The organism is Caballeronia sp. DA-9, from assembly GCF_051615025.1.
Classification (GTDB): Bacteria; Pseudomonadota; Gammaproteobacteria; order Burkholderiales; family Burkholderiaceae; genus Caballeronia; species Caballeronia sordidicola.
Window position 1 is genome coordinate 690,622 of the sequence record NZ_CP195132.1, and the last position, 25,005, is coordinate 715,626.

The window sequence follows — 25,005 nt, forward strand, 5'->3', positions numbered from 1 at the left end:
GTAAGGTAAATGCCGCTTTGGCCGATGCCTTGTCCTCGAGTGACGGCCCAGAATGACCGTTCAGCTTTGATACCCGTCCTTGGAATAGCCACGGCTCAAGCGTCAGTGACGTGCCGCGTGCTGCCGACCACCACCGTCGATGAGCAAAGCGCGAATATGCGATTGCATCCAACAGCACCCGGCCACTTGCGGACTCTAGCGAACGCCGTTAGCCGAGCCTTCGAACGTCCGCTTGCCTAAGCACACAATGCCACTGCACAGAAGGATGTAGTGCGGCAGAACCAATCCGTTCTTTCGGAAGGCGACGCATTCATTTACGATATAGCCCACCAGATCTGAAACATGTCAGACCCCGGGGGCGGAATATGCAACAAGCATATAGCTTGGTTAGCGTTAACCAACAGGAATGGCGCGCACTTCTGCGATCAAGCGTCGACTTTCCCAGAGAAGACTTTCAAAGTGTGCTCGACATCGCTTATCGATGGATAGGTCATGTCTATCGTAGATCGTTTGGCATCACTATCCCCGGACGCTTTGCAACTTCCTCAAGAAATGAATACGAGCCACCCGGTCATACCTTTTCTTGGGTGACCATCGACAATCCTGCATCAGAAATAAAAAAATTATTTTCGGCGAAGATACAACACCCAGATCAACGCGAGCCTTCAAGATTTTGGGTGACGGAATTCGAGATTGCAGAGACGAACTCTAAGACTATCTTCGGATTGCGATTAGCCGCCTTTGGTCGCGATGTGGATTCGATTATTCCTGCTGTCCCGAAGCTGTTGAGGCAACTTGCTGAACGAGGTGCTTCGCAAGGGGGTCTCCTGTGCAATTGGAACGGAAAGGTTGCCGCTAACGAGTCAGATGTTCGTTTGCTTGCAGATTTTGTGTCGACCAAGGACCGTGTACTCCCTCTGGTGGTTGTATCGGAAAGGTTAGATGATGACGGCGTATGGCAGCAGTTATTGAACCGCCTCTCAAAGAGGCTTGGAGGCGTAGCGATCATAGTCGGTTTGGATAATTCTGCGACATTCGAGTGGGCTAGATTGTTAGGACCACAACTGCATGTCTTTCAAGGTGCCGTCCGAGTCTACTTGCCAAACACAGGTTCTGAGACATTCGCCCCCTTGCTTCTGCACGGTCGCAGCATTGATGGCCAAACCCTTTCGCCTGAGGACTGGGTAGCTCGGTGGGTTTTTCGGTCTTCGGTAAATTCGCGAGCGTAGGTGGATCGCCATGCGTTTTATCAAACGGCACGGCAGATATTGATGCGTCAAGACCTTAAAGCGCATCTGGAGAGCGCGTCGGCAGCCGAGCAATCAGTAGCCATGGTTGCATATTACGAGAAGGAGCTCGACACGCTGAAAATACAGCTGGATACAGAAAGAGCAGAAAATCGAAACTGGGTTGCAGAAATTGAGAAATTAGAGGAGCAACTAGATGAATTAACCGATGACAAGCGTCGCCTCTTGTATAAATTGAATGTCTCAGGTCGGCAATTCTCCGAAAAAAAGGTTGAAAAAGAGACATCCGTCGTTCCCACGGATCTGGAAGGGGTGCGTGACTGGTACGAGGACTCGGCGATTAATCAACGTCTCTTTATCGCAACCCGCGCTCTTCGAGAAGCCCAGCAAAGCCTTTATCATGATCCAAGCGCAATATATAAAGCTTTGCTATATCTGGCTGATGAGCACCGTGATATGCATCTCCACGGCACGGCTGAATCAAGGGATACTGCGATCGCCAAGCTGCAAGAGATCGGATGGCAGTGCGAAGGAGCCGGCGGGGAAACAACGCTGACGAAAGATCAGTATCGAGTTCTCTTTAATGGCCGTTGGTTGACAACCGAGCTGCACCTAACCAAAGGCGGCGGCAGAGATCCCAGATTTAACGCCCGAATTTATTTCACTTGGGACGATACTTCAGGCATGTGCGTCGTCGGCTGGCTTCCCACACATCTGGAAAATACGCTTACATGATTGCCGCAGTTAAACCCTGTTGCCGAATGGCCGTTTCAGTGTTAGTAACTGCCGTCGCGCTATACGAACAGTAAAAGTCCGCTCAGGGTCGAAAGCGGCCATTGAGGTCGCGCTGGACCAGGTGACCAGTTGGATCAACTACGGTCAAATAATGCCGACTCATTTTGGACGCTGAAAGATTCGTCCGCGTGGACTGGTCTCATCGAGTCACCGGAAACCGTCAACGCACTTCCCATCGCCGCCAGTAAGCAAGCGCCCACCCCATCAACCCCGCACCCGCAGCACCGCGGCTCCGTGCACCCTTGCATCGCGCAGATCGCCGAGTGCACGATTCGCATCGGCAAGCTCGTAGGGTGTCGTCGCCACGTCAAGCTTCGATTCCCCTGCAATGCGCATGAAATCACGGCCGTCCTTGCGTGTCAGATTCGCCACCGATACCACCCGTCGCTCGCCCCAAAGAAGCGCATAGGGAAACGATGGAATATCGCTCATATGAATGCCGCCGCACACCACCGTGCCGCCTTTCGTCACCGCCTGCAACGCCTGCGGAACCAGCGCGCCGACCGGCGCGAACAACAGCGCCGCGTCCAGCGGTTCCGGCGGCAGGTCCGCACTGCTGCCAGCCCAGCACGCCCCCACGCGCAACGCGAGCGCCTGGGCCTCGGTGTCGCCTTCACGGGTAAATGCGTACACCTCGCGCGCTTGATGCCGTGCGACCTGCGTCACCAGATGCGCCGCCGCGCCAAATCCATAAATGCCGATACGCCTTGCATCGGCCGCCATTGCCAACGTGCGATAACCGATCAACCCGGCGCACATGAGCGGCGCCGCTTCGGCATCCGTGTAGCACTCGGGCACATGCAGGCAATACCGGCTGTCGGCCACCACGCGCTCGGCGTATCCGCCATCGAGCGTGTAACCGGTAAAACCGGGCTGATCGCAAAGATTCTCGCGCCCCGAACGGCAAAACGGACACGCTCCGCAGGTCCGGCCGAGCCACGGCACGCCTACCCGATCACCGAGCGCGAAACCGAACACGCCCGCACCGAGCGCCGACACTCTGCCCACAATCTCATGGCCCGGAATCACCGGCCGTTTCGGCTCCGGCAACTCGCTGTCGACCAGATGAAGGTCGGTTCGGCATACGCCGCACACATGGACATCGATAAGCAGTTGCCCCGGTCCCGGCTCCGGATCGGGCACATCCTGCGCTTGCAGCGTCGGAGAGTTTCCGTCAAATACCATCGCGCGCATGTCGCCTCCTCACGTCGGTTTCCACATTCATTGGACACGATGAAGCCCGCTCGCGGTTGATTTGCGTCAATGCTTTTCCGCTCAAGACTGACACGATCAAAGCACGCTCCATCCGACTATGGTGATACAAAATGCCGACGCCTTCAGTTTGGGACATCGACGAAAACCGCCTGGCGCCAGACGCTCCCGCGGAGGCCCGGGCGCGCTTTGCCCTGAACTATGCGGTTCTGGCGCCTTCCAGCCACAACGCGCAACCGTGGCGTTTTATCGCCGATGGCAAGACGATCATCCTGTGCGCCGATCGTACCCGGGCGCTCCCGGTGGTCGACCCATTCGACCGCGAACTCGTCATCAGTTGCGGCGCAGCGCTTTTCAACCTGCGCGTGGCGCTCAGCCATTTCGCGCTCGGTTACGCGATCACGCTTTTTCCTGCCGTCGCCGACCCTGACGTGCTGGCAATCGTGCGTGTGCTGCCTGACGGCGCCCGCGATACCCACGCGGCATCGCTTTTTGACGCCATCCGGAAGCGCGTAACCACACGCGAGGCGTTCCGCGCCGAGGCCATCGCACCGGAGGATCAGGAGCGCCTGCTACTGGCGGCCGACGCGGAAGGCGCGGAAGCAGTCTGCATGGACGAACTGCACCGCCGTGAACAGATCGGAAACCTTGTCGCTGAAGCAGATGGCATCCAGTTTCGCGATCCGCGTTTCCGGCGCGAACTGGCCAGCTGGATTCATTCGCGCCGCGCGGCGGACGGCATGCCAGCCTACGCTCCCGACGTGAACAAACTGCTCGATTTCGCCGTCCCGCTGACAGCATCGATTATTCGCACCTTCGATCTTGGCGAAGGGCTTGCCGCCGCGCACAAATCGCTGGCGTACGGGTCACCGGTCCTCTTATGCATCGGCACCGCGACGGATGACCGCGAAGCGTGGCTCGTCGCCGGACAGGCGCTTGAGCGGGTGTTGCTGACGGGCGTGCAACTCGGGCTGACAGCCTCTTATCTGAATCAGCCCATCGAGGTGGAATCGCTGCGTAACGCGCTGGCCCAGGTCACGGGCATGAGCGCCTATCCGCAACTGCTCTTGCGCATGGGCCGCGGGCCACGTGCCGGGCACTCGCCGCGCCGTGCGCTCTCCGATGTGGTCTCCTGATCTTCGCGGTGCGCGCCGCGTTTGATGCAAGTCAACGGTGCTGCAATCCGAAAGCGCAGCATGGTGTATCGGCGCGAAGGCGCTGCATTCAACGAGACGTCGATGAAACCCCTATTCACGCTCGGCAACACGCTGCTCAAGGGCGTCAGGCCCCGACCCGTGAGTGGCGATGCGTTGCCCAGGATCGCGTTGCCCGCGCCGGGCCGAAGCGGTGGCCGGCCGCTCATGGAAGCTTTCGCGTTGCGCCGCACAAGGCGCGAGTTTGCATCGGCGGAATTGCCCGATGTGTTGCTTGGCGATCTGCTTTGGGCGGCCAATGGCATCAATCGCCCGGACGAGGGCGGCCGCACGGCGCCGTCGGCTCTGGGCGTGCACGAAATCGATATCTATGCTGTTCTAGCGCGCGGCCTCTACCGGTATGAGCCCAGGGCGCACGCGCTTGAGCTGGTCGCGGCGCAGGACCTGCGCGGACTCACGGGCTATCAAGACTTTGCAGGCGAGGCACCGCTTGATCTCGTGTACGTTGCCGATGTCTCACGCATGCGCGAAATTCCAGCGTCTCAACGGGACATCTTTGCAGCGGCGTGCGCCGGCGCGATCGTGCAAAACGTGTACCTCTTCTGCGCGTCGGCCGGACTTTCGGTGGCCGCGCGTGGCTGGTTCAACCGGAGCGTTCTCGCCGAGCATATGCGCCTGTCGCGCGAGCGTCTGCCTGTGCTTGCGCAAACCGTAGGCTATCCCGCTCATCCAGACGCCTGAACCGGGCCGAACTGCGCCTGAGTTGCATCACAACCACGGACGATCAGCCAGCCTAGCCTGTTCGAATGCCCTGATTTCATCCACGAACGATAACGTCGCGCCGACTTCATCAACGCCCTGAAGAAGATTCGTGCGCAGCACTTCGGGCACGTTGAATTGAAAGCGCTCGCCGTTCGGCGCGTTCACTTCGCACCTGGTCAAGTCGACGCCCAAACGAAAGCCCACTATGTCTTCCACCGCTTGCCGCAGCGTCCTGATTTGCGCCTCTTCCAGGACGACTGGCAAGATGCCGTTCCTGCAGCAGTTGTTGAAGAAGATATCGGCGAAACTTGCCGCTATCACTACGCGAATCCCGAATTGATACAGCGCCCAAGGCGCGTGCTCACGGGAACTGCCGCATCCAAAGTTCTTCCCCGTCAGCAGGATCGACGCATTGGCGAAGCGCGGAAAATTGATTGGACAATCCGGATTCGGCGTGCGCCCGGACAAGGGTTTTCCGTAATACCCTTCGTCCAGGAAACGCCACTCGTCAAATACATAGGGCCCAAAACCGGTTCGGGCAATCGACTTCATGTACTGCTTTGGAATGATCGCGTCGGTGTCGATGTTATCCCGGTCCAGCGGGACCACCACGCCGGTATGTTTGGTAAAGGGCGTCATTTATGCGATCTGCGTTCTTGCAATAATGCACGGACATCGGCGAAGCGCCCTTTCAGTGCAGCTGCGGCCGCCATAGGCGGACTCACGAGATGTGACCGGCCGCCAGCGCCCTGCCTGCCCTCGAAATTGCGGTTCGACGTGGATGCAACACGCTCGCCTCGGCCAAGGCGATCTGCATTCATCGCCAGGCACATTGAACAGCCGGCTTCGCGCCACTCGAATCCGGCAGCCAGAAAAATCTCGTGTAGCCCTTCGGCCTCAGCCTGACGTTTAACCGATGTCGATCCCGGCACCGCAAGCGCAAGCCTGATATTGGGGGCAATCCGCCCGCCGACGCTAGCCAGCACCTCTGCCGCGGCACGCAAGTCTTCAATGCGTCCATTGGTGCACGAACCGATGAATATCTTGTCCAGTTCGATTGAAGTCATCGGCGTTCCTGCTTCCAGTCCCATGTAGCGAAGCGCGTTGGCATAGGACGCGCGTTTTGGGTGATCTCCGGTCGATGCGGGATCCGGGATACAGCCCGTCACATCGGTGACCATCTCGGGAGAGGTTCCCCAAGTTACCTGGGGCGAGAGCGCTGTTACGTCGATATGGACTTCCGAGTCGAATACGGCGTCGTGATCCGAATATAGATGCGCCCATTCGCTCTTTGCACGCTCCCAGTCCTCACCCTTCGGTGCCTGGACGCGCGTTGCGCAATAAGCCAGCGTGGTTGCATCCACCGCTATGAGGCCCGCTCTCGCGCCGGCCTCGATCGACATGTTGCACAGGGTCATTCGCCCCTCCATGGACAAGCCGCGAACCACGGGACCCGCGAACTCGATTGCATGACCCGTCGCGCCGTCCGTGCCAATGCGGCCGATGATGGCGAGCGCAACGTCTTTTGCAGTGCAGCCAACGGGCAACACGCCATCGACCGTGATACGCATGCGTTTGCTGCGCCTCGTCACAAGCGTCTGCGTAATGAGGACATGCTCGATCTCGGACGTTCCAACGCCAAATGCCAAGGTGCCGAATGCACCGTGCGTGCTGGTATGAGAGTCGCCGCAGACAATCGTCATGCCTGGCAGGGTGCTTCCAATCTCCGGCGCAACCACGTGAAGAATGCCTTGTCGCGGATGGTTCATGCCGAAGTGTCGAATACCGTTCGCCGCGGCGTTGTCTTCCAGCGCGATGACCTGCGTGCGGGAAGTTGAATCTTCGATGCCCCTCGTGCGGTCCGTCGTGGGCACGTTGTGGTCGGCGACAGCGAGGTTCGCAAGCGGACGCCAGATCGCCCGGCCTTCCATGCGCATCGACTCGAACGCTTGCGGACTTGTGACCTCGTTCACGAGATGGCGATCGACATAGAGCAAGACGGTGCCATCTGGCAGGCTTCGGACAACATGCGCGTCGAATATCTTGTCGTAGAGCGTACTGCCCATTCGAGGCTCCTAATTGCGCGCGGCGTGCGCGCCATGGGAATCGAGGTCTTCAGGCAAGCCAATGTCCCTTGTTTCCGGAAGAAACCAGGGAAGGATCATGCCGATGACGTACACGGAACCGAACACCAGTGCAGCGTGCGAGACACCGCCAAAGGATTTGATCATCGAGCCGGAAAGAATCGGGAAAATCCAGGCAATCAGGCGGGCGGAGTTGAAGACAAAGCTGGTCGCGGTCGACCGCACGGACGCATTGAATAATTCTGCCGGGTAAATGGCAAGCCACGCGAACGTACAACCGAGCGTAAAGAACCCGTTGATTGCCGCGACGGCCAACATGCCTTCCACGGTACTGATCCAGCCATAGGCCAGAATGGTGGTCGCCAGCGAACCCGCGAAGGCCAGAAAGAGAAACCAGCGACGGCCCACGCCATCGATAATGAAGCCGGAAAGCATATAGGCGAGAATGGCGCCCACCGTATAGACAATCGATACCGACGAGATCCAGTGAGCTGCATTGACGACATGTTCCTGTGCCGCCAATTCCGCTGTGCGGGCAGGCAGCCAGCTTGAAACAGCCCACCAGCCCACGATTGTGACGATCGAGAGTATGGTCGTAAGCACAATGCGGCGAACGGACTCGCGCTCGCTGAAAACCTGTTTCAGCGTAAAGGGACGCTTGGCCGAGAGGTTGCTCTCGTCGCTGGAGCCGGTCGCGCTCCACTGCTTGTTGCGCACCGCCTGCTGCCATTGCTCCGATTCATCGACGCCGCGCCGGATATACAGCACGAAGAACGCGGGCAGCGCGCCGACGACAAACATCACGCGCCAGTTATCCGCGCCAAATGGATCGAAGCTCGACAAGGCATACCAGATCACGGCGGCAATGAGCGTTCCCCAGCCAAATCCCGATTGAAGAAATCCAGCACCCTTGGCTCTCGCTTCGCGGGGCCACGTCTCTGCAATGAGCGCAATACCCGTGCTCCATTCGCTGCCCATTGCCAGGCCGGTCAGGAAGCGCAAGACGCACAGGTAAATCAGGTTGCCCGAGAACGCCGTGCACCCTGTCAACAGCGCGTACAACAAGACGGACCACATCATCATCGGTTTGCGCCCGACATAGTCGGCAAGTACCCCGCCGATCAGACCGCCGATTCCCCATCCGAGCAGCGTGATGCCGATCACCAGTCCGGCGTATAGCGGCAATGAAGTCATCTGCCCGGCCGTCAGCACCGAATGCATCAACGCCGGTAAAACCATGATCAGCGCAAGCGCTTCATATCCGTCGAAGATCCACCCAAGAAATGCGCCATTTAGCGTAAGCCAGTGTTTTTTGGTCAAGCGCGCGTACCACTTGTATGACGGCACGGACGGAGAATGGGATTCGTTTACTATGTCGTTCATGACGCTATCTCGATATTATTATCTGGAGCTCCGCCCAGGCGTTCGTTCGCCGTTCCGAAGGCTGCGCGCCTCACGCCACGTGGGACGTCGGCGGAGTACAAGGTGTTTTGGCGAGGCTAGATCATAGTATTGAGAGCTCGCGTCAACCATTGTTTTCTCGCGAAACTAGCCATCGTCATTGGCGATGGGTGGCGCCACTCCATCTTCAAGCCCCTCATGCGCATCGATATAGAGTCCCTTCGGGTTTTTATGGCTGTCGTGGAAGAAGGAAGCATTGCCACGGCCTCGCGGGCGCTCCATCTGGTCGCCTCCGCCGCGAGCAAACGGATCTCGGACCTCGAAAAAGATGCCGGTTCGGCGCTTTTCTACCGCCATAGCCGGGGTGTGCTGCCCACGCCCGCAGGCGATGCGCTTTACGGTCACGCCAGGCAGATTTTTGAGCAATTCAGGCAAATCGATACGCTGTTGAGCGAATATTCCGGCGGTATTCGCGGGCACGTACGGCTGTCGGTCACGTACACGGCCATGGTGCATTACCTGCCAGACGACTTGCGCCGCTTCACGAGCGAACATCCGGAGCTCAAGATCGAGCTGGTCGAAAAGCCCAGCGACGTCGTGGTGCGAATGGTCGAAAACGGAGTAGTCGATTTCGGTATATGCGCTATGCCGGACCCTTCGCTGAGGCTCACCTGTTTGCCATACAGGGTGGATCGGCTGTTCCTTGTGGTGCCGGTTGGTCATCCTTACGCATCGCGCGAATCGATTGGTTTCGAGGAAACGCTCGATCACGACTACGTGGGGATGCAAGAAGGCGCGTCGATCCATACGCTTTGCACCCGCGCGGCCGAAGCAGCCAACAGGCGGCTTAAGCTGCGTATCCAGGTGACGAATTTCGAGGCGGTGCGCAACATGGTCGCCGCCGGCCTGGGAATCGGCATCTTGCCGGAAGTGGGCATACCGGCACACGAAAGGTCACGCCTTGTGAGCGTTCCCCTGGCTGAACCGTGGTCCGACCGGCACTTGAATATAGTGTGCCGCGAACTTGAAAACATGCCCGCGCCTGCCCGCATGATGGTCGAGCAACTGACGCAATCGAACACGCCGAAGCGACTTCTGCAAAGCTGATCGACCCCAGGCCGATCCTGCATGCGCACGCGCGGGCCGTAATCATGACACTCGCAGTTCACAATAGCGCGGCACATGTTTCCGATGCAAAATCCCATCGCTGGCGGCTTGCCGCGCGTCGATCCGCCTTGAATCGAACTGTCTGTTGCCTGGTGGCTTTTTGATGAGGAAACCATACGAACGTATGGTCAAGCCTGGAATCGGCTTCCTGAATCCGCACTGGAACCGCCCTATGATCCCCTCTTGTCGCTACCTGCTTGCGTTCGTCGTGAACGTGGCCCTGCCCGCTGCGGCATACAGGGTCGCGCTCCACTACACAGGTCTCAGCGAGGCCCTGTTGATTTCGATGCTGCCGCTGCTCGCTTGGATGTGCGCCGACTTCGCATATCTCCGGCACTTCGATGCACTCAGCGCACTCGCGCTTGCAGGGCTTGCACTGTCCGTGCTCGCTGTGATCTTCGATCCCACGCAGTGGCTTCGTGTCGCCCGTGCGCCCGTGGTCAGCGGCGCGATAGGCATGCTGTTTCTTGGCTCGCTTGCGTTGCGCCGGCCGCTGGTCTTTTATCTTGCGCGTTCGACTCTCGCGAGAGAACGGCAAGGCCGGGAAGTCGAATTTGAGCAAATGTGGCGCACGCGCCCAGCGCTCGTACGTTCGATACGTCTCATGACCGCCGTGTGGGGCGCAGGGCTTGTAACGGAGAACGCCGCCCGGCTCTGGGTGATCTATCGACTTGCTATCGACGATCCCAAGTTCCTTTCCTCCTGGATCGGCGTTGCCGCATACACCGGCTTATCCGCCTGGACCATCCTGTACAGACGCTACTGCATAAAACGACAGGCCGCAGCTTCAGGCGCAACGTGAGCTTGTCGGGCGTGCTTGTTTGGTGTGCCTTGTTATCCGAATGACGGGCGCGACCGTCGGCGTGCTTACATTCGCTATCCGCGCTTTGATCTGACAAATGAGTGTTGCCGCACCGAACGACTCACGGGCGCCGCTTAAATTGTCGCTACACCGGGTCCGCGCCTCCCGACGGCAGATTGTTTAGTCGGGCGGAGGCGATCTTGAGGCATGATCTTGAGGCGATATGGCACTTGTAAAAATTGCGGCGCATGAGCTTGCTCTCGACAAACCCACGGGCTTTCGAGTCTATTCGGCGGCCGGCAAGCTGTTACTCAGCGAAGGTCATCTTCTGCGCTCGGAGACGCAACTCGAGCGGCTTCTCACGAATGGAGCCTTTCGCGAAGACAACCCCCGAGGGGCAAATCCGGACAAGTCATGCACCGGCCATGCGGCATTGCTGTCGACAGCAAGCCATACCACACCCCGGGCGAATCCTGCGTCCGCAGTCGTGACCTGCTTCCCGGTCATGCCCACCAGCGTGGAAGTGTTCCATCTCAGTCCCTCTGGCAACGCGGACGTGTCGTTTCGCGCGGACTATGTTGGTGCAGTAAAGGACCGCGCTCTTCTTGTAATCGCCCCGGATTCCGCCGCAATGCTGCAACCGGGAGCGGAACTGGAAGCAAAAGTCATTTGCGGGCGAGAGGTTTATTCCTTCCACACCCGGGTGGCCGGACGCGACGCATTGTTTCCCGGCGTAATCAGCCTCGATTATCCGGCCGAGGTCAGGAAGCGCACGATCCGGCAACACCTGCGGCTACAGACGCACATGTCGGCGCGCCTGATCCGGAACGACGTTGTCGCGACTGGATTCGATGCCGAAGTCCTGAACATCGGTGCAAATGGCATCGGCTTCTTTCTTCCCGATACCACGCTTGAACGCGGCGAGCATTTCAAGCTCGCGCTACGCCTGAAGGTGGATCGGCGCAATCATGCACTCATGCTGAACTGCATTGCGCGCAACGTTGCGCCGCTGAAGGGTGGCATGAAGGTCGGCGCAGAGTTCGGAGCGCTTACTGACGACGTGCGGAGCGTGGTGCAGCGCCATATATTCGAACTCGCAACTGGCGCATCCCAGTAACGCTGAACGAAGGCTGCCCGCCAATCTTGCAGCCGTCAAATCCTGGTGGTTTCCCACGTCGACGGATGAGACACGTCATGCACGGTGAGCAGCCGTTTCGAGAGTCCTTGGGAGTGGCGAATGAGCAGGAAGTCTCATTGAAGAGAACGTGTGTTTCGCGACCGTCTGACGTCATCGCGGATAATGCCGTGTCCTGCTCGCAAACCACCAAGGAAGCCGAACACCATGACAACACTGGGCGATTACGAACCGGCCATCGACACCGACTCTCTCTTGTTGAAGTGGATCAGGCGCGCCCGCGAGTCGCAGATGAGCCACTACGACATGGCCAACCTTTTGGGAAAACGCAGCCGCGGGCTCGGTGTGTCGGTCATCGCGATCACGTCGCTGATCGGAACTACCGCCTTCCTCTCGATGATCGCCACGGGCGTCTCGCCCTGGGTAAGAATCGTGATCGGACTGGTCAGCGTGCTTGCGTCGGTAATGGCGTCGCTCCAGACCTTCCTGCGTTATGCGGAACGGGCCGAGCAGCATCGTGCGGCAGGCGCGCGTTATGGCGCCATCAGGCGAAGGCTGGAGGCAATCTACGCGCGAGCACCGGACACACGTGCGGCTCACGACTTCATCGAGATCAGGGAAGAGCTCGACCGCTTGGCGCAAGAGGTCCCGAACGTACCCACGGCCGTGTTCATGAAGACCCAGCGTGACTTGTCGGAAGACGATCGCGGAAGCTCGAGGTGAACGGTCAGCCGGCCGCACTGTTCATCAGCGCGCGCACGTGCACGGTCGTGCCCGCGGCCAGCGCTTCGAGGCTATAACCGCCTTCCAGGATCGAGACGATGCGGCCTTCGCACGCGGTATCGGCAATGCGCACGAGTTCAGTGGTGATCCACTGAAAATCGCTGTCCTCGAGATTCAGGCCCGCAAGCGGATCAAGCCGATGCGCGTCGAAGCCCGCCGAAATAATGATGAGCTGAGGATCGAAATCGCTTATTGCGGGCAGCATCCCGGATTCGATGCGCGCCCGGAAAAGCCCGGAATCGCAGCCGCGCGGCAGCGGGACATTGACAATGTTGTGATCCACGCCTGTTTCCGACGCCGCGCCCGTACCGGGGTACAAGGGCGACTGGTGGCTCGACGCATAGAACAGTTCGGGGCGGTTGAAAAATGCGGCCTGTGTGCCGTTGCCATGATGAACGTCGAAATCGACGACCGCAACGCGTTGGAGTTGATACGTGTCCAGCGCGTACGCTGCGGCGATGGCGGCCTGGTTGAAAATGCAGAAGCCCATCGCCCTCGATGGTTCGGCGTGGTGGCCGCACGGACGTGTCGCGCAGAACGCATTGCGGGCATGCCCGTTCATCACGGCATCGACACCGGCGCACGCCGCGCCGACGCAGCGCATGACGGCTTCCCATGATCCCGGCGACATGATTGTGTCGCCGCCATCCAGCGGTACGTAGCCGTGGCTCGGCGCCATCTCCGCGATTTCATCGACAAATGCCGGATCGTGGATCAGTTGCACGTGTTCCACCGTGCCGAGTGGCGCATCAAGCCACTCAAGCGCTGCAAACTCGGGCGAGCGCAGTGCATGCAATACGGTTTTCAATCGTTCCGGAGACTCCGGATGATGCGGGCCGGGACGATGTTCAAGACAGGCGGGATGGGAAATGATGATCGTGTTGTTCATTGCAAGTCGTACGCCTCACGGATCGCTGCAATTAAACAGGCAAGCTTAAGGCCACGCCGGCCGTCACGATAATCAGAGATTGTTTAGAGGATCATAGGTCATGGCTTATGCATGCGCCCGCGCGTCATTCCTTCGCGTTGGCCTGCATCGTTTCCGCGGGTTTTATTCCGGGCACCGATGTGTCGCTTAAAGCGCTTGCAGCAAGCGGAGTCGACGCAACGGCGCTTGACGCCCCGGCGGTATCGGCCAGTTTTGGCCCACCGCCCCGGTAACTGGCGACCCAGACGAGCGCGGCGACCGTCAGGCCAATCAGTATGGGCACGATCACCACACCGCCGGATTTTCGTCTCATCGATTTCTCCGCAAAAGCGGCCGGGCCTATTCGCCGAAATAGTTGATCACGAGCCGCCGGGCGCCCCACTGCGGCTCCGAAACCCTGATTTCATCGATACGTCTTGCACGGACATCGCTCAACAGCCGGTCCATTCCTTCCACGGAGTCACAACGGTAACCCTCCGTGGAGACGTCGACAACGCGGCCCGAGCCTTTGACGAGATCAGCCCGTATCCGGACGAGTTGAGACATGACCGATTGCAAGCCAGTCACGAATATATACGGTTCATCCATGTGGCGAAACGCGTTCTGGTTCGGGTCTGGCCCCGCCTGCGCGTCTGGAACGGTACCTCACGCAGCGGGCCGCGAGTCCGAACTCGGCATCGCGCTGACATCCGCGCGCAATCCGTGCGCCGTGAGCAGGCGATACAGCGTGACGCGCGAAATGCCCAGTTCCTGCGCGGCGTCGCCAAGACGGCCCCGATGGCGCAGCAATGCAAGTTCAATCGCCTGGCGCTCCGCAGACTCACGCGCTTGTGCAAGCGACACCGGCGCGACTTCCACATATTCGGCGAGTTCCAGATCGCCTGCGCTGATCTGCTGCCCTTCCGACATCACAATGGCGCGACGGATGCGGTTGATCAGCTCGCGCACGTTGCCCGGCCAGCCATAGTTGTGAATAGCAGCGATAGCATCGGGCGCAAAACCACGCAGCCTTCTGCCCGCTTCCTTCCTGAAACGATCCAGCATGTGTTTCGCCAGCAATTCGATGTCCTTGCCCCGCGCCCGCAGCGGCGGTTCATCGAGTTGCAGCACGCACAAACGGTGATACAGGTCGGCACGAAACCGCCCTTCCATCATGGCCGTCTGCATGTCCACGTGCGTGGCCGAGATAATGCGTACATCCACAGGCGTGGAGCCGTGTCCGCCCAGCCGCTCGACCTTGCGCTCCTGCAGGAAACGCAGCAGGCTCGCCTGGCTTTCGAGCGGCAAGTCGCCGATTTCATCGAGGAACAGCGTGCCGCCATTGGCCGCTTCCACGCGGCCGATCTTGCGCTGGTTCGCACCGGTAAAGGCACCGCGCTCGTAACCGAACAGTTCCGATTGCAGGAGATGCGCGGGAATCGCGCCGCAATTGATCGCTACAAACGGCTGGTCGCGCCGTACAGAACGCTCGTGAATGGCGAGCGCAGTCAGTTCCTTGCCCGTTCCGGACTCGCCCGAGATGAAGACCGGAGCGTCGGTCATGGCGACCTTGCGGATAGCGCGGAACAGGCTGAGCATGGCGTCGCAGGAGCCGACCATCTCGCCTTCCGGATGCCCGTCGCGCGCGTCCTTGCGGGCATCGTTTGATACGCTCACTTGCAACGCGGCCATGCCGTATGCGTGTCCGACCGCGTCGACCACGCGCTCGTCCGACGCCGGCAGCGTGATGTAGTCGAAGCAATAGTCGCGAATCAGGCCGCGCACGGTTGCATCTTCCAGGTTTTCGCGATGGCCCACAGCCACCCAGCCCGTCAGCGCATTCGCCAGCACCTCATGTAGATATCGAAGGTCGGCAGGAAACTCGAGCGAGGAAAAGTCCAGAATGCCAGCCGATGGCTGCCTGGGCGCGACTTTCGGCACGGTGCCGGGTTCAAGCACCGCGACTTTCCACGAACGCTCCTGCAGACGCGCCTGCAAAGGCGCACTCAGCGTTCGGCCGACGTAATAAAGTGCTCGTTTTTCCCCGTGCATGGTTTTCTCTCATTGCTTTATTTGTATGAAGCAGTATGCACTTCGAGAGACGGTCCGAACATCCGTGGCAAACGTTAAACCGGTTTTGATTCTTTAGATCAATTTATGGAAGCTGATAAAGGAAGTTGCCGCACGTATTGCCGCTGTTGTCGGCATTGCACGGAAGAAGAGGAAAAAAGTGCGTAAACCAGAGCACGATTTGGCCCCGGAAAAGCAGCAGACGCAAGCTTTTCCGAAGCCATTGAGCGTAATGCGTGACACTTACCGCGCCACAGGCACTGGCGCATTTGCCGCGATTAATCCGTCCTGTTTGAGCAATGCCCACAGATCGGCTGGAACGGGCGCTGCGGCCAGCGCAATGTTTTCGCTGATGCGCCCGGGACGGCTCGCGCCCGGAATGATTCCCGCAACCGCCGGATGCGCGAGCGAAAATTGCAGCGCCACCGCCTTGATATCGACATTGAAGCGCTCGCAAATCCGCTTGATATGCTGCACGCGTTCAATCATCGCGGCCGGCGCCTTTTGATATTCGAAGTGATCGCCGCCCGCAAGCAAGCCTGAGTTATACGGACCGCCAACCACAATACCCAAACCGCGCGCCTCGCATGCCGGCATCAGCTTCGACAACGCCGCTTCATGGTCCAGCAGGGTGTAACGGCCAGCGATCAGGAAACCGTCGGGGTCGGCCTGTTCCATCGCGAGTTCGCAGGGTTCCACACGATTCACGCCCAGGCCCCAGGCCTTGATGACGCCCTCCTCGCGCAGGCGTGTGAGCGCCCTGGCCGCGCCTTTCATGGCGGTATTGAAGACAGATAGCCATTGCTCGCCGTGAAAGTCCTGCGCGGGATCGTGAATCCACACATAGTCAAGGCAATCGGTCTTGAGACGCCGCAAGCTGTCGTCGATGGAACGCAGCGTGCCGTCCTCGCTGTAGTCATAGACGATCTTGTTCGGCAGCCCATGCTCGAACAAACCGCCCTTCTCGCCGAGATCGCGCGCGTTGGGCGCCTCGATTTCATCGAGGATCAGGCGGCCGACCTTGGTTCCAAGCACATATTCGTCGCGCGGATGAGCCTTCAGCGCCTCGCCCAGGCGAATCTCGGCGAGACCTGCGCCGTAGAGCGGCGCGCCGTCGAAGTAGCGAATGCCCGACTGCCATGCAGCCTCGACCGTATCCAGCGCTTCCTGCTCTGGAATCTCGCGGAACATGTTGCCAAGCGGCGCTGTGCCAAAGCCAATACGGTTTGGAATGGTGATGCGCATGATGCGGCTCCTTGTAGTCGATGCATGGATGCATCGGTTCGAAGGTCGCCAGTTTCCCCGCTCCGCTCTCTTTCAAAAACCCCGCGAACGGCAGAAGACTCTTGAGCATGAGTCAAGAATTGCCTTGCGCGGATGGTTCGCGGATTCGTCCTGCTGACTATGCGACGCGATTTCCAGCCAGGAAGGTCGCGCGCGGTATCGGCAAACGATCGGCCATCGCCACCCGTACGAAGTCGGCCCTGAGGCCAACCGCTATGGCGCCGCGATCCGTCAGGCCCGCCGCGTTGGCCGGCGCCGACGACACCGTGCGCATGGCTTGCGGGAGGGTCCAGCCGGCTTTGTCGACGAGATCGAAGACCGCGGTGAGCAAGCTCGACGGCACGTAGTCCGACGACAGGATGTCGAGCAAGCCCGCCTTCGCCATGTCCAGCGCGGAGACATTGCCCGAGTGCGATCCGCCGCGCACGATGTTCGGCGCGCCCATGATGGTGGAAATTCCGCGCTCGCGCGCTGCTTGCGCGGCCACGAGCGTAGTCGGGAATTCAGCGAGCACGATGCCGTCTTCCGCCGCTTCGAGTACGTGTTCTATCGACGTGTCGTCGTGGCTCGCGAGCGGCAGGCCACGCGACTTGCAGCGCGCAACAATTTCCGTCCGATGCAGCCGCGAATAACGCTGCTGGTCGCTCGTGAGTTCGGCGAGCATGGTGCTCGCGTGCTCGTCGGTCCACTTGCCGTGGCGCTCCTGATACTTGCGCCATTGCACGGGGTCATGCCACTGGCGCTGTCCCGGCGTATGGTCCATCACCGAAACGAGCCGCAGCAGAGGATGCGAAACGAGGTTGTCGAACACTTCGAGCACATCGGCGGCCGCGATTTCGCAGCGCAGATGCAGGAAGTGATCGACGCGCAACAGGCCCTGCGCCGCCAGCCGTTCAATAGAGCGCGCGTTGTTGGTCTGCAGCTCCTTGCCGCGCACGCCCACGCCGCCTCGCGAGCCAATGCCGAGCGCATCGAAGACGGTCGTGATGCCTGCGCTCGCCACCTGTGCGTCGTGCACGACAATGGCGGCGTCGGAATTCCACAGCACGCCGGGACGCGGCGCGATATGTTTTTCGATGTTGTCCGTATGCAGTTCAACCAGCCCCGGCAAGAGATAGTCGCCTTCCCAGTCTTGCGCGCCGCTGGCCGAAGTCGTACCCGGCGCGACTTCGGCAATGCGTCCATCGGCAATGCGCACGACGCCTGTGAACTCTTCGTCGCGAGTGACGATTCGCGCGTTCTTGATCAGCATGTCTGCAAGGTTTCCGTAGTCGTTGCCGCCTGTGCGGCGGGCGCGTTGAGTTGGATCAGACGAGTCGCGACGCGTTCACGCGTGTCCTCGTCGTGGAAAATGCCTACGATCGCCGCGCCGCGCTCGCGCGCTTGAACGATGAGATCGGCGACCACTTGCCGGTTCTCGGCGTCGAGCGATGCGGTGGGTTCGTCGAGCAGCAAAAGCGGCTGCTCCGCAATCAGGCCACGAGCAATGTTGATGCGTTGCTGTTCGCCGCCCGAGAACGTGGCCGGCGCGAGCGTCCATAAACGGCGTGCCACGTTCAGGCGTTCGAGCAGGACGCCGGCCCGCTCGCGCGCTTCGTCTTCATCCATGCCGCGAGATACGAGCGGCTCGCTGACGAGATCTATCGATGACACCCGCGGGATCGCGCGCAGGAACTGGCTGACGTAGCCCATGGTCGTGCGGCGCAGGCGGATCACGTCGTGCGGCTCGGCGCCGGTGAGCGACAGATAGCCGGCGGCGCGGCTGTCGTCGCGAATGGCGACCGTGCCGCGCGTCAGCAGATAGTTGCCGTACATGCAGCGCAGCAAGGTGCTCTTGCCGACACCCGAAGGTCCCGACAACACCACGCATTCGCCGCGTTCCACATCGAGCGACACGCCGCCCAGCGCTGCAATGCTCACGCCGCCCTGCTGATGCAGCGTGAACGTTTTTTCGACGCCGCGCGCACGCAGCATCAGCGCGCGGCGTTCGGCGAAGGCGACGTCGTCGGCAAGTTCCTTGAAGCTATTGGCGTTCATTCTAGGCTCTCAGGCTGGCAGCACGGACGCAACCAGCGTCTGCGTATAAGGATGTTGAGGGTCGTCGAGCACCTGATCGGTCAGCCCGCTTTCCACCACGCGCCCGTCCTTCATCACCATCAGGCGGTGCGCGAGCAGGCGCGCCACGCCAATATCGTGCGTTACGATCAGCGCGGCAAGATGAAGCTTGCCTGTCAGCGTTCGAAGCAGGTCAAGCAGGCGCGCCTGCACCGATACATCCAGCCCGGCGGTCGGTTCATCCATGAAAACGAGGCGCGGTCTGGTGACCAAATTGCGCGCGATTTGCAGCCGCTGCTGCATGCCGCCTGAAAATGCGGCAGGCAGTTCATCGATACGCGCGGCATCCAGTTCAACCTGGCTCATCCAGTCCGAAGCCGTTTCGCGAAGCTTGCCGTAATGACGCGCGCCATTCGCCATCAATGGCTCGCCTATGTTCGCTCCCGCCGAGACACCATGACGCAAGCCATCGCGCGCATTCTGATGCACAAAACCCCAGTCGGTACGAGCGAGCTTGCGGCGACGGGGCATGGGCAGCGTGAACAGGTCCAGAAGCTCGTGCTCCGCCGTGCGATACGTCAACGTGCCTTCGTTCGCGGGCGTGCGCAACGCAAGCGCGTTCAGCAAGGTCGATTTTCCCGAACCCGATTCACCGACGATGCATAACACTTCGCCCGGATAGATATCGATGTCCACGCCGGCGCAGCCGCCGCGCCCGTTGTATCGCTTGGTGAGTCCGCGCGCGCTGAGCAAAGGCACTGCAGGAATCGAAATACTCACGCATCCTCCTGTTCGTTTTCAGCGCGGCGTTCCTGACAATAGTCGCTGTCCGAGCAGACGAACATGCGGCGGCCTTCGTCGTCGACGATCATTTCGTCCAGGAAACTTTCGCGCGATCCACACAGCGCGCACGCGTGTTCCCAGTGCTGGATGCTGAACGGATGATCCTCGAAATCAAGGCTCTTGACCTTCGTATAGGGCGGAATGGCGTAGATGCGCCGTTCGCGGCCCGCACCGAAAAGCTGCAGCGCGGGGTTCATGTGCATCTTCGGGTTGTCGAATTTCGGAATCGGCGAAGGCGACGTCAGATAGCGGTCGTTCACCAGCACCGGGTAATCGTAGGTTGTCGCAATGCTGCCGTGCTGCACGATATCCTCGTAGTACTTCACGTTGATCAGGCCATAATCGGCCAGCGCGTGAAGCTTGCGGCACTCGGTCACGCGCGGTTCGAGCCTGTAGAGCGGCTCGGGCATGGGCACCTGATACACGATGATCTGCTGGTCCGTCAGCGGCGTTTCGGGAATGCGGTGACGCGTCTGGATGATCGATGCGTCCACCGTCCGCGTGGTCGTTGCAATACCCGCCGTGCGCGCGAAAAAACGCCGGATGTTGACCGCGTTGGTCGTTTCGTCGGAACCCTGGTCGATCACCTTCAGCGTGTCGCTACGCCCGATGATCGCAGAGGTCACCTGCAATCCGCCTGTTCCCCAACCGTAGGGCAAGGGCATTTCGCGCGACGCGAACGGAACCTGATGCCCCGGGATGGCGACGGCCTTGAGCAATGCACGACGGATCATGCGCTTGGTCTGTTCGTCCAGGTAAGCGAAGTTGTAGCCTTCCGCAATGGCACTTTCCTGCATACGCGCGTTCATGCTGCGTTCTCCTGCTGCTGTTCTTTTTCAAGGCCCGCGCGCAGCCGGCGCAGCAACTCGAGCTCCGACTGGAAGTCTACGTAGTGAGGCAATTTCAGGTGTTGCACGAAGCCCGATGCTTCCACGTTGTCGCTGTGATACAGCACGAACTCGGCATCCTGCGTCGGCGAAGCAACCGTCTCGCCTAACTCGGGCGCGCGCAGTGAACGGTCGACCAGCGCCATTGCCATCGCCTTGCGCTCGGAGTGTCCGAACGCGAGCCCATAACCTTGCGTAAACGTCGGCGGCACGTCGCCGCTGCCGGCGAACTGGTTGATCATCTGGCACTCGGTGACTTCCATGTCGCCAATCTCGATCGAAAATCCCAGTTCCTCGATATCCATTTCCACGGCGACCGTGCCGTTGCGGATCTCGCCCGCGAATGGATGCGTGTGCGCATAACCGCGCTGTGTCGCGTAGCCCATTGCAAGCAGGAAACCTTCGTCGGCGCGCGCAAGATTCTGCAGGCGAACCGGACGATCGACGGGAAACGCCAGCGGTTCGCGCGTGATATCGCCGGGTTCGGAAGCGTCCGCGTGCGCCCTCTCCTGCTCGATCAGACCTTCCTTGTCGAGCATGGCGAGCACGCGCGGCATGGCGTCCTGCACGGGCGCGGCTGCGGCAATTTTCTTGCTGGAACCCGATGCGGCGCCTTCCGCCAGCAGCTTGAAGTCAAGCAGGCGCTGCGTGTAGTCGTAGGTGCCGCCGAGCATCTGGCCACCCGGAATGTCCTTGAATGCCGCCGAGATCCGCCGCTCGACGCACATCTCTTCCGTATCGATGGGAAGCGTGTAGCCGAATCGCGGCAACGTGGTCCGGTAGGCCCGCAGCAGGAAAATCGCTTCGACCAGATCGCCCGCCGCCTGCTTGATCGCGAGCGCGGCGAGTTCTTCGTCGTAGACCGAGCCTTCCGTCATCACGCGCGCAACGGCAAGCCTGAGCTGCTCGCGAATCTGGCTGACGCTGAGTTCGGCGAGGGTTTCATCGCCGCGGCGCTTCTCTGCAAGCAGGTCCCAGGAACGCTCGATCGCGCGTTCGCCACCTTTCACTGCGACGTACATCAGGCCACCTCCACGCGCGTTGTCCGGGGCAAGCCGATTACCGAACCACCGTGCACGAAGTAACAATCGACGCCACACGGGAAGTCGCCCGCAAGCTCCGCGCGCTCGTGCCAGAACGAAGCCGGCACGCCGGCCACGCAGACTCTTTCCGACTCGCGAATGCCGGGACCGCTCCAGGTCGTGGGCGCACCGCTCGTCAGCGAGTCCACGCAGATGAACAACATGGCGGCGGTCTCCGGCGTCTCGGGCTCACCCAGCGAAAATGCGGCGAGCGAGGGCATTGAATGCGCGTTGTCGAGATAAGCGAACACGGCTTCGGAACAATCGCTCGTCACGGGCGCGCCGGTATGAAAGCGCAGCGCGTCGCTCAATGAGCGATGTTCGTGCTGCAGCAGCACGGGCGTGGAGTAATCGGCGAGCGCAAGCAATGCCGCGTAGGCGGCGAGCGGTACGTGCGCCTCCTGCCTGTTCGCCAGATCCGGCACCACGGCGTCCATCGATACGATCTTGCCTGGGCGGGACAATGCATCCAGCAGCGAGCGAAATACGCCCTGGGAGTCATGGATGGTATCGGTGAAACCGGGGGTAAGCGTGGACAGGTCGATGCCGCCCGCACTCGTGTCCCGCGCGCCCGCCAATGAGTTATTGCGTTGCATCAGTCACCTCTCACCATCGTGAAGAATTCAACTTTCGTGGCCGCTGCACGCGCCCGATTGTGCAGGCGGTTTTCGTCGATGCGCGCCGCCAGCGGCGCGATCACTTGTTGCTGCATGCGCGCTTCGAACGCCGGAATTTGCAGCAGCGCGTCCGCAAGCGCGGCCAGTGTGGCGCGCTCCTTGTCGCGTCCCATGTGAACCGCCATGCCGACAACCGCGCGTCCAACGCCCGAGCGAATCCGCAGCGTTGCACGCGTCACGGTCACCTCGCCGAGATTGAACGCGTCGCCCGTACCGCCGACGCGCCCGCGCACCATCGCAAGGCCGATATCCGGCGCGCGCAGCCAGTCGAATTCGGGCGCGCTGTCCGCCCCGAGCGCGGCGTCCATTGCTTGCTTCATGCTGGCGTGCGGCGAGCGCGCCAGGACCGCCAGCCATTCGCGCCGGGTGGCCGGTTGCGCCAGGTCGGACGGCCGCGCATATATGTTCATCGTCAACCTCGTGATTTGAATGCTGCCGTAAAACCCATACCCTACTAGAATAGTCATCTGGTCGTCTAGACGTTTACAGGTACAGACACAAATTGATGCCGTTTGCCGCGCTTTCACATTTCCATCATCGGCGGCGCACTACAATGCCAATGACGATATTCAAACCGACAGGAATGACACCACCATGACATCGAACGAAACGGGGACACCGGGGCTTGCGGTCGAGCGCGGCGCGGGCGTTGCCGTGTGGCGCCAGATCGAACAGATCCTTTCGGCGGAGATTACGGCGAAGAGCTTCGGCGAAGAGGGGCGCCTTCCGAGCGAGGCGGAACTCGCGCGACGTTTCGACGTCAACCGCCACACCGTGCGCCGCGCCATGCTGCGTCTGGCGGCAACGGGTCTCGTGAGCGTCGAGCAGGGACGCGGGACGTTCGTGCAGCCCGGCGCAATCGACTATCAGATTGGACGGCGCACGCGTTTCACCGAAAATCTGCGCCGCAATAACCAGTCGTCGGCGGGTGTGGTGTTGTCGAGCGACAAGGTCAAGGCTGATCCGGTCGCGGCGAAGGCGCTCGGCATTCGCGCCGGCACGCTCGTGTACGAAATCGAGACGCGTCACGACTCCGAGGACGTACCGCTGACCTATGCACGAAGCTGGTATCCGGCCATGCGGTTCGCCGATCTTCCGGCGGTGCTGGCGGGCAAGCAAGGCGTGAGCGCGGCGCTCGCCGAATATGGCGTGACCGATTACACGCGCAAATGGAGCCGTATCGGCTGCGTCTTGCCGAGTTCCGAGGTCGCGCGCCGCTTGCAGATCAATCGGCAACAACCGGTCATGTGGGTCGAAAGCGTCGACGTGGATGAAGCCGGCGTTCCCATCAAATATGGCATCACGCACTTTGCCGCGGACCGTGTGCAATTGCTGGTCGAGGACGGCGTATGAGCGCGTGGACGCCCGATGCACGTATTGCGCTCTACTACGCACCGCCGTCCACGTCCCCTTGGTGGCATGCGGGTTGTGAATGGCTTGGCCGCGACGCTGAAACGGGCGAGGTCATGGAACCGCCGGTTGTTCCCACGCTGGCGCAGCCGGTTGCGTCGCTGACGGCTGCGCCCAGCCAATATGGATGGCATGGCACGCTCGTGCCGCCGTTTCATATCGCCGAGGGTCATGAGGCCGAGGATGTGCTTTCGACTGCACTGGAATGGGCGAAGCGGGTTTCCCCCTTCAGTGTCCCGCTTCAAGCCGTCGAAATGGGACGCTTCGTTGCGCTTCGCGCGGAGCAACCCGCGCACGATGAAGCTATCCGCGACATCGCGGCAAGCGCCCTGCACGCCCTCGCTTCGCTGCGTGCGCGTCCGCCGGCCGAGGATATCGAGCGGCGGCTCGCATCCGGTCTCACTCCAAGGCAACGCGCGCTGTTGCACGAATGGAGTTACCCCTACGTGCTCGATGAATTCCGTTTCCACATGACATTGTCCAACTCCATCGATTCCGCACCGCTGCGCGCCAAGATCAGGTCGTTTTGGCAAGCACGCGGCGAAACGCTCGGGCCGCTGCCTTTTGATGGCGCGGCTCTGTTCGTCCAGGCACATCGGAAAGCGCCCTTCTCTCTCTGGAAGCGCCTGCCGTTCGCTCATGCGGGAGTCCTCGCATGAGCGCCGCTCAAGGCAGATTGATCTACGTGATGGGACCGTCGGGCGCAGGCAAGGACTCGCTGCTCGGCTTCGTGCGGGAACGCATTGGTTCACAGGTGATGTTCGCGCATCGCTACATCACGCGGCCTGTTTCGGAAGGCGAAAACCATGTCGCGCTGACGCACGATGAATTCGCCGCCCGTCTGGCAAGCGGCGTGTTCTCGATGCACTGGGAAAGCCTCGGGCTTCACTATGGCATTGGCGTGGAGATCGATGCGTGGCTCGCGCGCGGCCAACGGGTCGTCGTGAACGGTTCGCGTCAGCACGCGCCTGCCGCGCTCGAACGGTACCCGCACACGCAGTTCGTCCATATCCATGCGAGCCCGGCTGTGCTTGCCGCGCGTCTCGAGCGTCGCGGCCGCGAGGACTCCAGGCAAATGGAAGCGCGTCTCGCGCGCCGTCCGGCGCTTGCATTGCCGGAAGCGGCGCGGGTGACGACCATCGACAATTCGGGCTTGCTGGCCGATGCCGGACAACAACTGCTGGCCGCGATCGATCAATCGCTCAAGCCGGCTTGATATTCGCTTGATACCCGCGTGAAACAAAACCG

27 protein-coding genes are annotated in these 25,005 nt (G+C 60.7%); 11 read left to right on the top strand and 16 right to left on the bottom strand.

The annotated features are described in order from the left end of the window. Positions 1-365 precede the first annotated feature (365 nt). Together ACRWA7_RS09320 and ACRWA7_RS09325 are read left to right on the top strand one after the other, a co-directional pair. Entirely contained in the window at positions 366-1,229 is an 864-nt protein-coding gene (locus ACRWA7_RS09320; RefSeq protein WP_438392417.1) for a hypothetical protein, read from the top strand. Next, on the top strand, positions 1,230-1,982 hold the full coding sequence (locus ACRWA7_RS09325) for a hypothetical protein (protein ID WP_438392418.1): 753 nt from the start codon (positions 1,230-1,232) through the stop codon (positions 1,980-1,982). Between the two features lie 264 nt (positions 1,983-2,246). Here the strand turns inward: ACRWA7_RS09325 and ACRWA7_RS09330 are convergent, their stop codons facing one another. After that, entirely contained in the window at positions 2,247-3,236 is a 990-nt protein-coding gene (locus ACRWA7_RS09330) for a zinc-dependent alcohol dehydrogenase family protein (RefSeq protein ID WP_438392419.1), read from the bottom strand. Positions 3,237-3,367: 131 nt separating this feature from the next. Between ACRWA7_RS09330 and ACRWA7_RS09335 the strand changes: the two genes are divergently transcribed. Continuing rightward, complete coding sequence (locus ACRWA7_RS09335) at positions 3,368-4,390, top strand: Acg family FMN-binding oxidoreductase (RefSeq protein ID WP_438392420.1); 1,023 nt, start codon at positions 3,368-3,370, stop codon at positions 4,388-4,390. Positions 4,391-4,492: 102 nt separating this feature from the next. After that, complete coding sequence (locus tag ACRWA7_RS09340; protein WP_438392421.1) at positions 4,493-5,149, top strand: SagB/ThcOx family dehydrogenase; 657 nt, start codon at positions 4,493-4,495, stop codon at positions 5,147-5,149. 27 nt (positions 5,150-5,176) lie between these two features. Here ACRWA7_RS09340 and leuD read toward each other — a convergent pair whose 3' ends face one another. Genes leuD through ACRWA7_RS09355 form a run of 3 tightly spaced genes read right to left on the bottom strand, consistent with a single transcriptional unit; the run spans position 5,177 to position 8,637 of the window. After that, the gene (gene leuD, locus ACRWA7_RS09345; protein WP_438392422.1) at positions 5,177-5,809 is read right to left on the bottom strand and encodes a 3-isopropylmalate dehydratase small subunit; all 633 of its coding nucleotides are present in this window, start codon (positions 5,807-5,809) and stop codon (positions 5,177-5,179) included. Continuing rightward, positions 5,806-7,236, bottom strand: coding sequence for a 3-isopropylmalate dehydratase large subunit (gene leuC / locus ACRWA7_RS09350; RefSeq protein WP_438392423.1), 1,431 nt, complete (start codon positions 7,234-7,236; stop codon positions 5,806-5,808). Before leuC ends, leuD begins: the two co-directional genes overlap by 4 nt. A gap of 9 nt (positions 7,237-7,245) precedes the next feature. Beyond that, positions 7,246-8,637 (bottom strand): MFS transporter, encoded by a 1,392-nt coding sequence (locus ACRWA7_RS09355; RefSeq protein ID WP_438392424.1) that lies wholly within the window; start codon positions 8,635-8,637, stop codon positions 7,246-7,248. Positions 8,638-8,853: 216 nt separating this feature from the next. Here ACRWA7_RS09355 and ACRWA7_RS09360 point away from each other — a divergent pair, with 216 nt between their 5' ends. From ACRWA7_RS09360 to ACRWA7_RS09375, 4 genes are all read left to right on the top strand, one after another. After that, positions 8,854-9,762 carry a LysR family transcriptional regulator gene (locus ACRWA7_RS09360; RefSeq protein WP_438392425.1) on the top strand — a complete coding sequence of 303 codons (909 nt, stop codon included), beginning with the start codon at positions 8,854-8,856 and terminating at the stop codon, positions 9,760-9,762. Positions 9,763-9,994: 232 nt separating this feature from the next. Continuing rightward, on the top strand, positions 9,995-10,624 hold the full coding sequence (locus ACRWA7_RS09365) for a VC0807 family protein (protein WP_438392426.1): 630 nt from the start codon (positions 9,995-9,997) through the stop codon (positions 10,622-10,624). 223 nt (positions 10,625-10,847) lie between these two features. Then, the gene (locus ACRWA7_RS09370) at positions 10,848-11,741 is read left to right on the top strand and encodes a PilZ domain-containing protein (RefSeq protein WP_438392427.1); all 894 of its coding nucleotides are present in this window, start codon (positions 10,848-10,850) and stop codon (positions 11,739-11,741) included. A gap of 225 nt (positions 11,742-11,966) precedes the next feature. After that, complete coding sequence (locus ACRWA7_RS09375; RefSeq protein WP_438392428.1) at positions 11,967-12,482, top strand: SLATT domain-containing protein; 516 nt, start codon at positions 11,967-11,969, stop codon at positions 12,480-12,482. A gap of 4 nt (positions 12,483-12,486) precedes the next feature. Here the strand turns inward: ACRWA7_RS09375 and ACRWA7_RS09380 are convergent, their stop codons facing one another. From ACRWA7_RS09380 to phnG, 12 genes are all read right to left on the bottom strand, one after another. Further along, positions 12,487-13,431: a histone deacetylase family protein gene (locus ACRWA7_RS09380; protein WP_438392429.1), complete on the bottom strand. Its 945-nt coding sequence runs from the start codon at positions 13,429-13,431 to the stop codon at positions 12,487-12,489. Between the two features lie 124 nt (positions 13,432-13,555). Continuing rightward, positions 13,556-13,783 carry a hypothetical protein gene (locus ACRWA7_RS09385; protein ID WP_060858675.1) on the bottom strand — a complete coding sequence of 76 codons (228 nt, stop codon included), beginning with the start codon at positions 13,781-13,783 and terminating at the stop codon, positions 13,556-13,558. Between the two features lie 26 nt (positions 13,784-13,809). Beyond that, positions 13,810-14,016 (bottom strand): hypothetical protein, encoded by a 207-nt coding sequence (locus ACRWA7_RS09390; protein WP_157766721.1) that lies wholly within the window; start codon positions 14,014-14,016, stop codon positions 13,810-13,812. Positions 14,017-14,115: 99 nt separating this feature from the next. Beyond that, entirely contained in the window at positions 14,116-15,501 is a 1,386-nt protein-coding gene (locus tag ACRWA7_RS09395; RefSeq protein ID WP_438392430.1) for a sigma 54-interacting transcriptional regulator, read from the bottom strand. Between the two features lie 261 nt (positions 15,502-15,762). Beyond that, entirely contained in the window at positions 15,763-16,764 is a 1,002-nt protein-coding gene (locus ACRWA7_RS09400; RefSeq protein WP_438392431.1) for an aldo/keto reductase, read from the bottom strand. 157 nt (positions 16,765-16,921) lie between these two features. Beyond that, a complete protein-coding gene (locus ACRWA7_RS09405; RefSeq protein WP_438392432.1) occupies positions 16,922-18,055 on the bottom strand; it encodes an alpha-D-ribose 1-methylphosphonate 5-triphosphate diphosphatase in 1,134 nt (377 codons plus the stop codon). Then, positions 18,049-18,840, bottom strand: coding sequence for a phosphonate C-P lyase system protein PhnL (gene phnL / locus ACRWA7_RS09410; protein ID WP_438392433.1), 792 nt, complete (start codon positions 18,838-18,840; stop codon positions 18,049-18,051). Before phnL ends, ACRWA7_RS09405 begins: the two co-directional genes overlap by 7 nt. Positions 18,841-18,849: 9 nt before the next feature. Continuing rightward, positions 18,850-19,626, bottom strand: a complete 777-nt coding sequence (gene phnK, locus ACRWA7_RS09415) for a phosphonate C-P lyase system protein PhnK (protein WP_438392732.1) — start codon at positions 19,624-19,626, stop codon at positions 18,850-18,852. Between the two features lie 8 nt (positions 19,627-19,634). Beyond that, the gene (locus ACRWA7_RS09420; RefSeq protein ID WP_438392434.1) at positions 19,635-20,510 is read right to left on the bottom strand and encodes an alpha-D-ribose 1-methylphosphonate 5-phosphate C-P-lyase PhnJ; all 876 of its coding nucleotides are present in this window, start codon (positions 20,508-20,510) and stop codon (positions 19,635-19,637) included. Beyond that, complete coding sequence (locus ACRWA7_RS09425) at positions 20,507-21,610, bottom strand: carbon-phosphorus lyase complex subunit PhnI (protein WP_438392435.1); 1,104 nt, start codon at positions 21,608-21,610, stop codon at positions 20,507-20,509. Before ACRWA7_RS09425 ends, ACRWA7_RS09420 begins: the two co-directional genes overlap by 4 nt. Then, positions 21,610-22,266, bottom strand: coding sequence for a phosphonate C-P lyase system protein PhnH (gene phnH / locus ACRWA7_RS09430; protein WP_438392436.1), 657 nt, complete (start codon positions 22,264-22,266; stop codon positions 21,610-21,612). Before phnH ends, ACRWA7_RS09425 begins: the two co-directional genes overlap by 1 nt. Beyond that, entirely contained in the window at positions 22,266-22,757 is a 492-nt protein-coding gene (phnG, locus tag ACRWA7_RS09435) for a phosphonate C-P lyase system protein PhnG (protein ID WP_438392437.1), read from the bottom strand. Before phnG ends, phnH begins: the two co-directional genes overlap by 1 nt. Before the next feature lie 184 nt (positions 22,758-22,941). Here phnG and phnF point away from each other — a divergent pair, with 184 nt between their 5' ends. Genes phnF through phnN form a run of 3 tightly spaced genes read left to right on the top strand, consistent with a single transcriptional unit; the run spans position 22,942 to position 24,973 of the window. Then, positions 22,942-23,700, top strand: coding sequence for a phosphonate metabolism transcriptional regulator PhnF (phnF, locus tag ACRWA7_RS09440; RefSeq protein ID WP_060858664.1), 759 nt, complete (start codon positions 22,942-22,944; stop codon positions 23,698-23,700). Continuing rightward, complete coding sequence (locus tag ACRWA7_RS09445; protein WP_438392438.1) at positions 23,697-24,416, top strand: DUF1045 domain-containing protein; 720 nt, start codon at positions 23,697-23,699, stop codon at positions 24,414-24,416. The genes phnF and ACRWA7_RS09445 overlap by 4 nt, the downstream gene beginning before the upstream one ends. After that, entirely contained in the window at positions 24,413-24,973 is a 561-nt protein-coding gene (gene phnN / locus ACRWA7_RS09450; protein ID WP_438392439.1) for a phosphonate metabolism protein/1,5-bisphosphokinase (PRPP-forming) PhnN, read from the top strand. Before ACRWA7_RS09445 ends, phnN begins: the two co-directional genes overlap by 4 nt. The last annotated feature ends 32 nt before the right edge of the window (positions 24,974-25,005 follow it).

Excerpts from the sequence above, each read along its gene's own strand:
- ACRWA7_RS09320 (WP_438392417.1), top strand. The coding sequence starts at position 366 with ATGCAACAAGCATATAGCTTGGTTAGCGTTAACCAACAGGAATGGCGC.
- ACRWA7_RS09330 (WP_438392419.1), bottom strand. The coding sequence starts at position 3,236 with ATGCGCGCGATGGTATTTGACGGAAACTCTCCGACGCTGCAAGCGCAG.
- ACRWA7_RS09335 (WP_438392420.1), top strand. The coding sequence starts at position 3,368 with ATGCCGACGCCTTCAGTTTGGGACATCGACGAAAACCGCCTGGCGCCA.
- ACRWA7_RS09340 (WP_438392421.1), top strand. The coding sequence starts at position 4,493 with ATGAAACCCCTATTCACGCTCGGCAACACGCTGCTCAAGGGCGTCAGG.
- leuD (WP_438392422.1), bottom strand. The coding sequence starts at position 5,809 with ATGACGCCCTTTACCAAACATACCGGCGTGGTGGTCCCGCTGGACCGG.
- leuC (WP_438392423.1), bottom strand. The coding sequence starts at position 7,236 with ATGGGCAGTACGCTCTACGACAAGATATTCGACGCGCATGTTGTCCGA.
- ACRWA7_RS09355 (WP_438392424.1), bottom strand. The coding sequence starts at position 8,637 with ATGAACGACATAGTAAACGAATCCCATTCTCCGTCCGTGCCGTCATAC.
- ACRWA7_RS09360 (WP_438392425.1), top strand. The coding sequence starts at position 8,854 with ATGCGCATCGATATAGAGTCCCTTCGGGTTTTTATGGCTGTCGTGGAA.
- ACRWA7_RS09365 (WP_438392426.1), top strand. The coding sequence starts at position 9,995 with ATGATCCCCTCTTGTCGCTACCTGCTTGCGTTCGTCGTGAACGTGGCC.
- ACRWA7_RS09370 (WP_438392427.1), top strand. The coding sequence starts at position 10,848 with ATGGCACTTGTAAAAATTGCGGCGCATGAGCTTGCTCTCGACAAACCC.
- ACRWA7_RS09375 (WP_438392428.1), top strand. The coding sequence starts at position 11,967 with ATGACAACACTGGGCGATTACGAACCGGCCATCGACACCGACTCTCTC.
- ACRWA7_RS09380 (WP_438392429.1), bottom strand. The coding sequence starts at position 13,431 with ATGAACAACACGATCATCATTTCCCATCCCGCCTGTCTTGAACATCGT.
- ACRWA7_RS09385 (WP_060858675.1), bottom strand. The coding sequence starts at position 13,783 with ATGAGACGAAAATCCGGCGGTGTGGTGATCGTGCCCATACTGATTGGC.
- ACRWA7_RS09390 (WP_157766721.1), bottom strand. The coding sequence starts at position 14,016 with ATGTCTCAACTCGTCCGGATACGGGCTGATCTCGTCAAAGGCTCGGGC.
- ACRWA7_RS09395 (WP_438392430.1), bottom strand. The coding sequence starts at position 15,501 with ATGCACGGGGAAAAACGAGCACTTTATTACGTCGGCCGAACGCTGAGT.
- ACRWA7_RS09400 (WP_438392431.1), bottom strand. The coding sequence starts at position 16,764 with ATGCGCATCACCATTCCAAACCGTATTGGCTTTGGCACAGCGCCGCTT.
- ACRWA7_RS09405 (WP_438392432.1), bottom strand. The coding sequence starts at position 18,055 with ATGCTGATCAAGAACGCGCGAATCGTCACTCGCGACGAAGAGTTCACA.
- phnL (WP_438392433.1), bottom strand. The coding sequence starts at position 18,840 with ATGAACGCCAATAGCTTCAAGGAACTTGCCGACGACGTCGCCTTCGCC.
- ACRWA7_RS09420 (WP_438392434.1), bottom strand. The coding sequence starts at position 20,510 with ATGAACGCGCGTATGCAGGAAAGTGCCATTGCGGAAGGCTACAACTTC.
- ACRWA7_RS09425 (WP_438392435.1), bottom strand. The coding sequence starts at position 21,610 with ATGTACGTCGCAGTGAAAGGTGGCGAACGCGCGATCGAGCGTTCCTGG.
- phnH (WP_438392436.1), bottom strand. The coding sequence starts at position 22,266 with ATGCAACGCAATAACTCATTGGCGGGCGCGCGGGACACGAGTGCGGGC.
- phnG (WP_438392437.1), bottom strand. The coding sequence starts at position 22,757 with ATGAACATATATGCGCGGCCGTCCGACCTGGCGCAACCGGCCACCCGG.
- phnF (WP_060858664.1), top strand. The coding sequence starts at position 22,942 with ATGACATCGAACGAAACGGGGACACCGGGGCTTGCGGTCGAGCGCGGC.
- ACRWA7_RS09445 (WP_438392438.1), top strand. The coding sequence starts at position 23,697 with ATGAGCGCGTGGACGCCCGATGCACGTATTGCGCTCTACTACGCACCG.
- phnN (WP_438392439.1), top strand. The coding sequence starts at position 24,413 with ATGAGCGCCGCTCAAGGCAGATTGATCTACGTGATGGGACCGTCGGGC.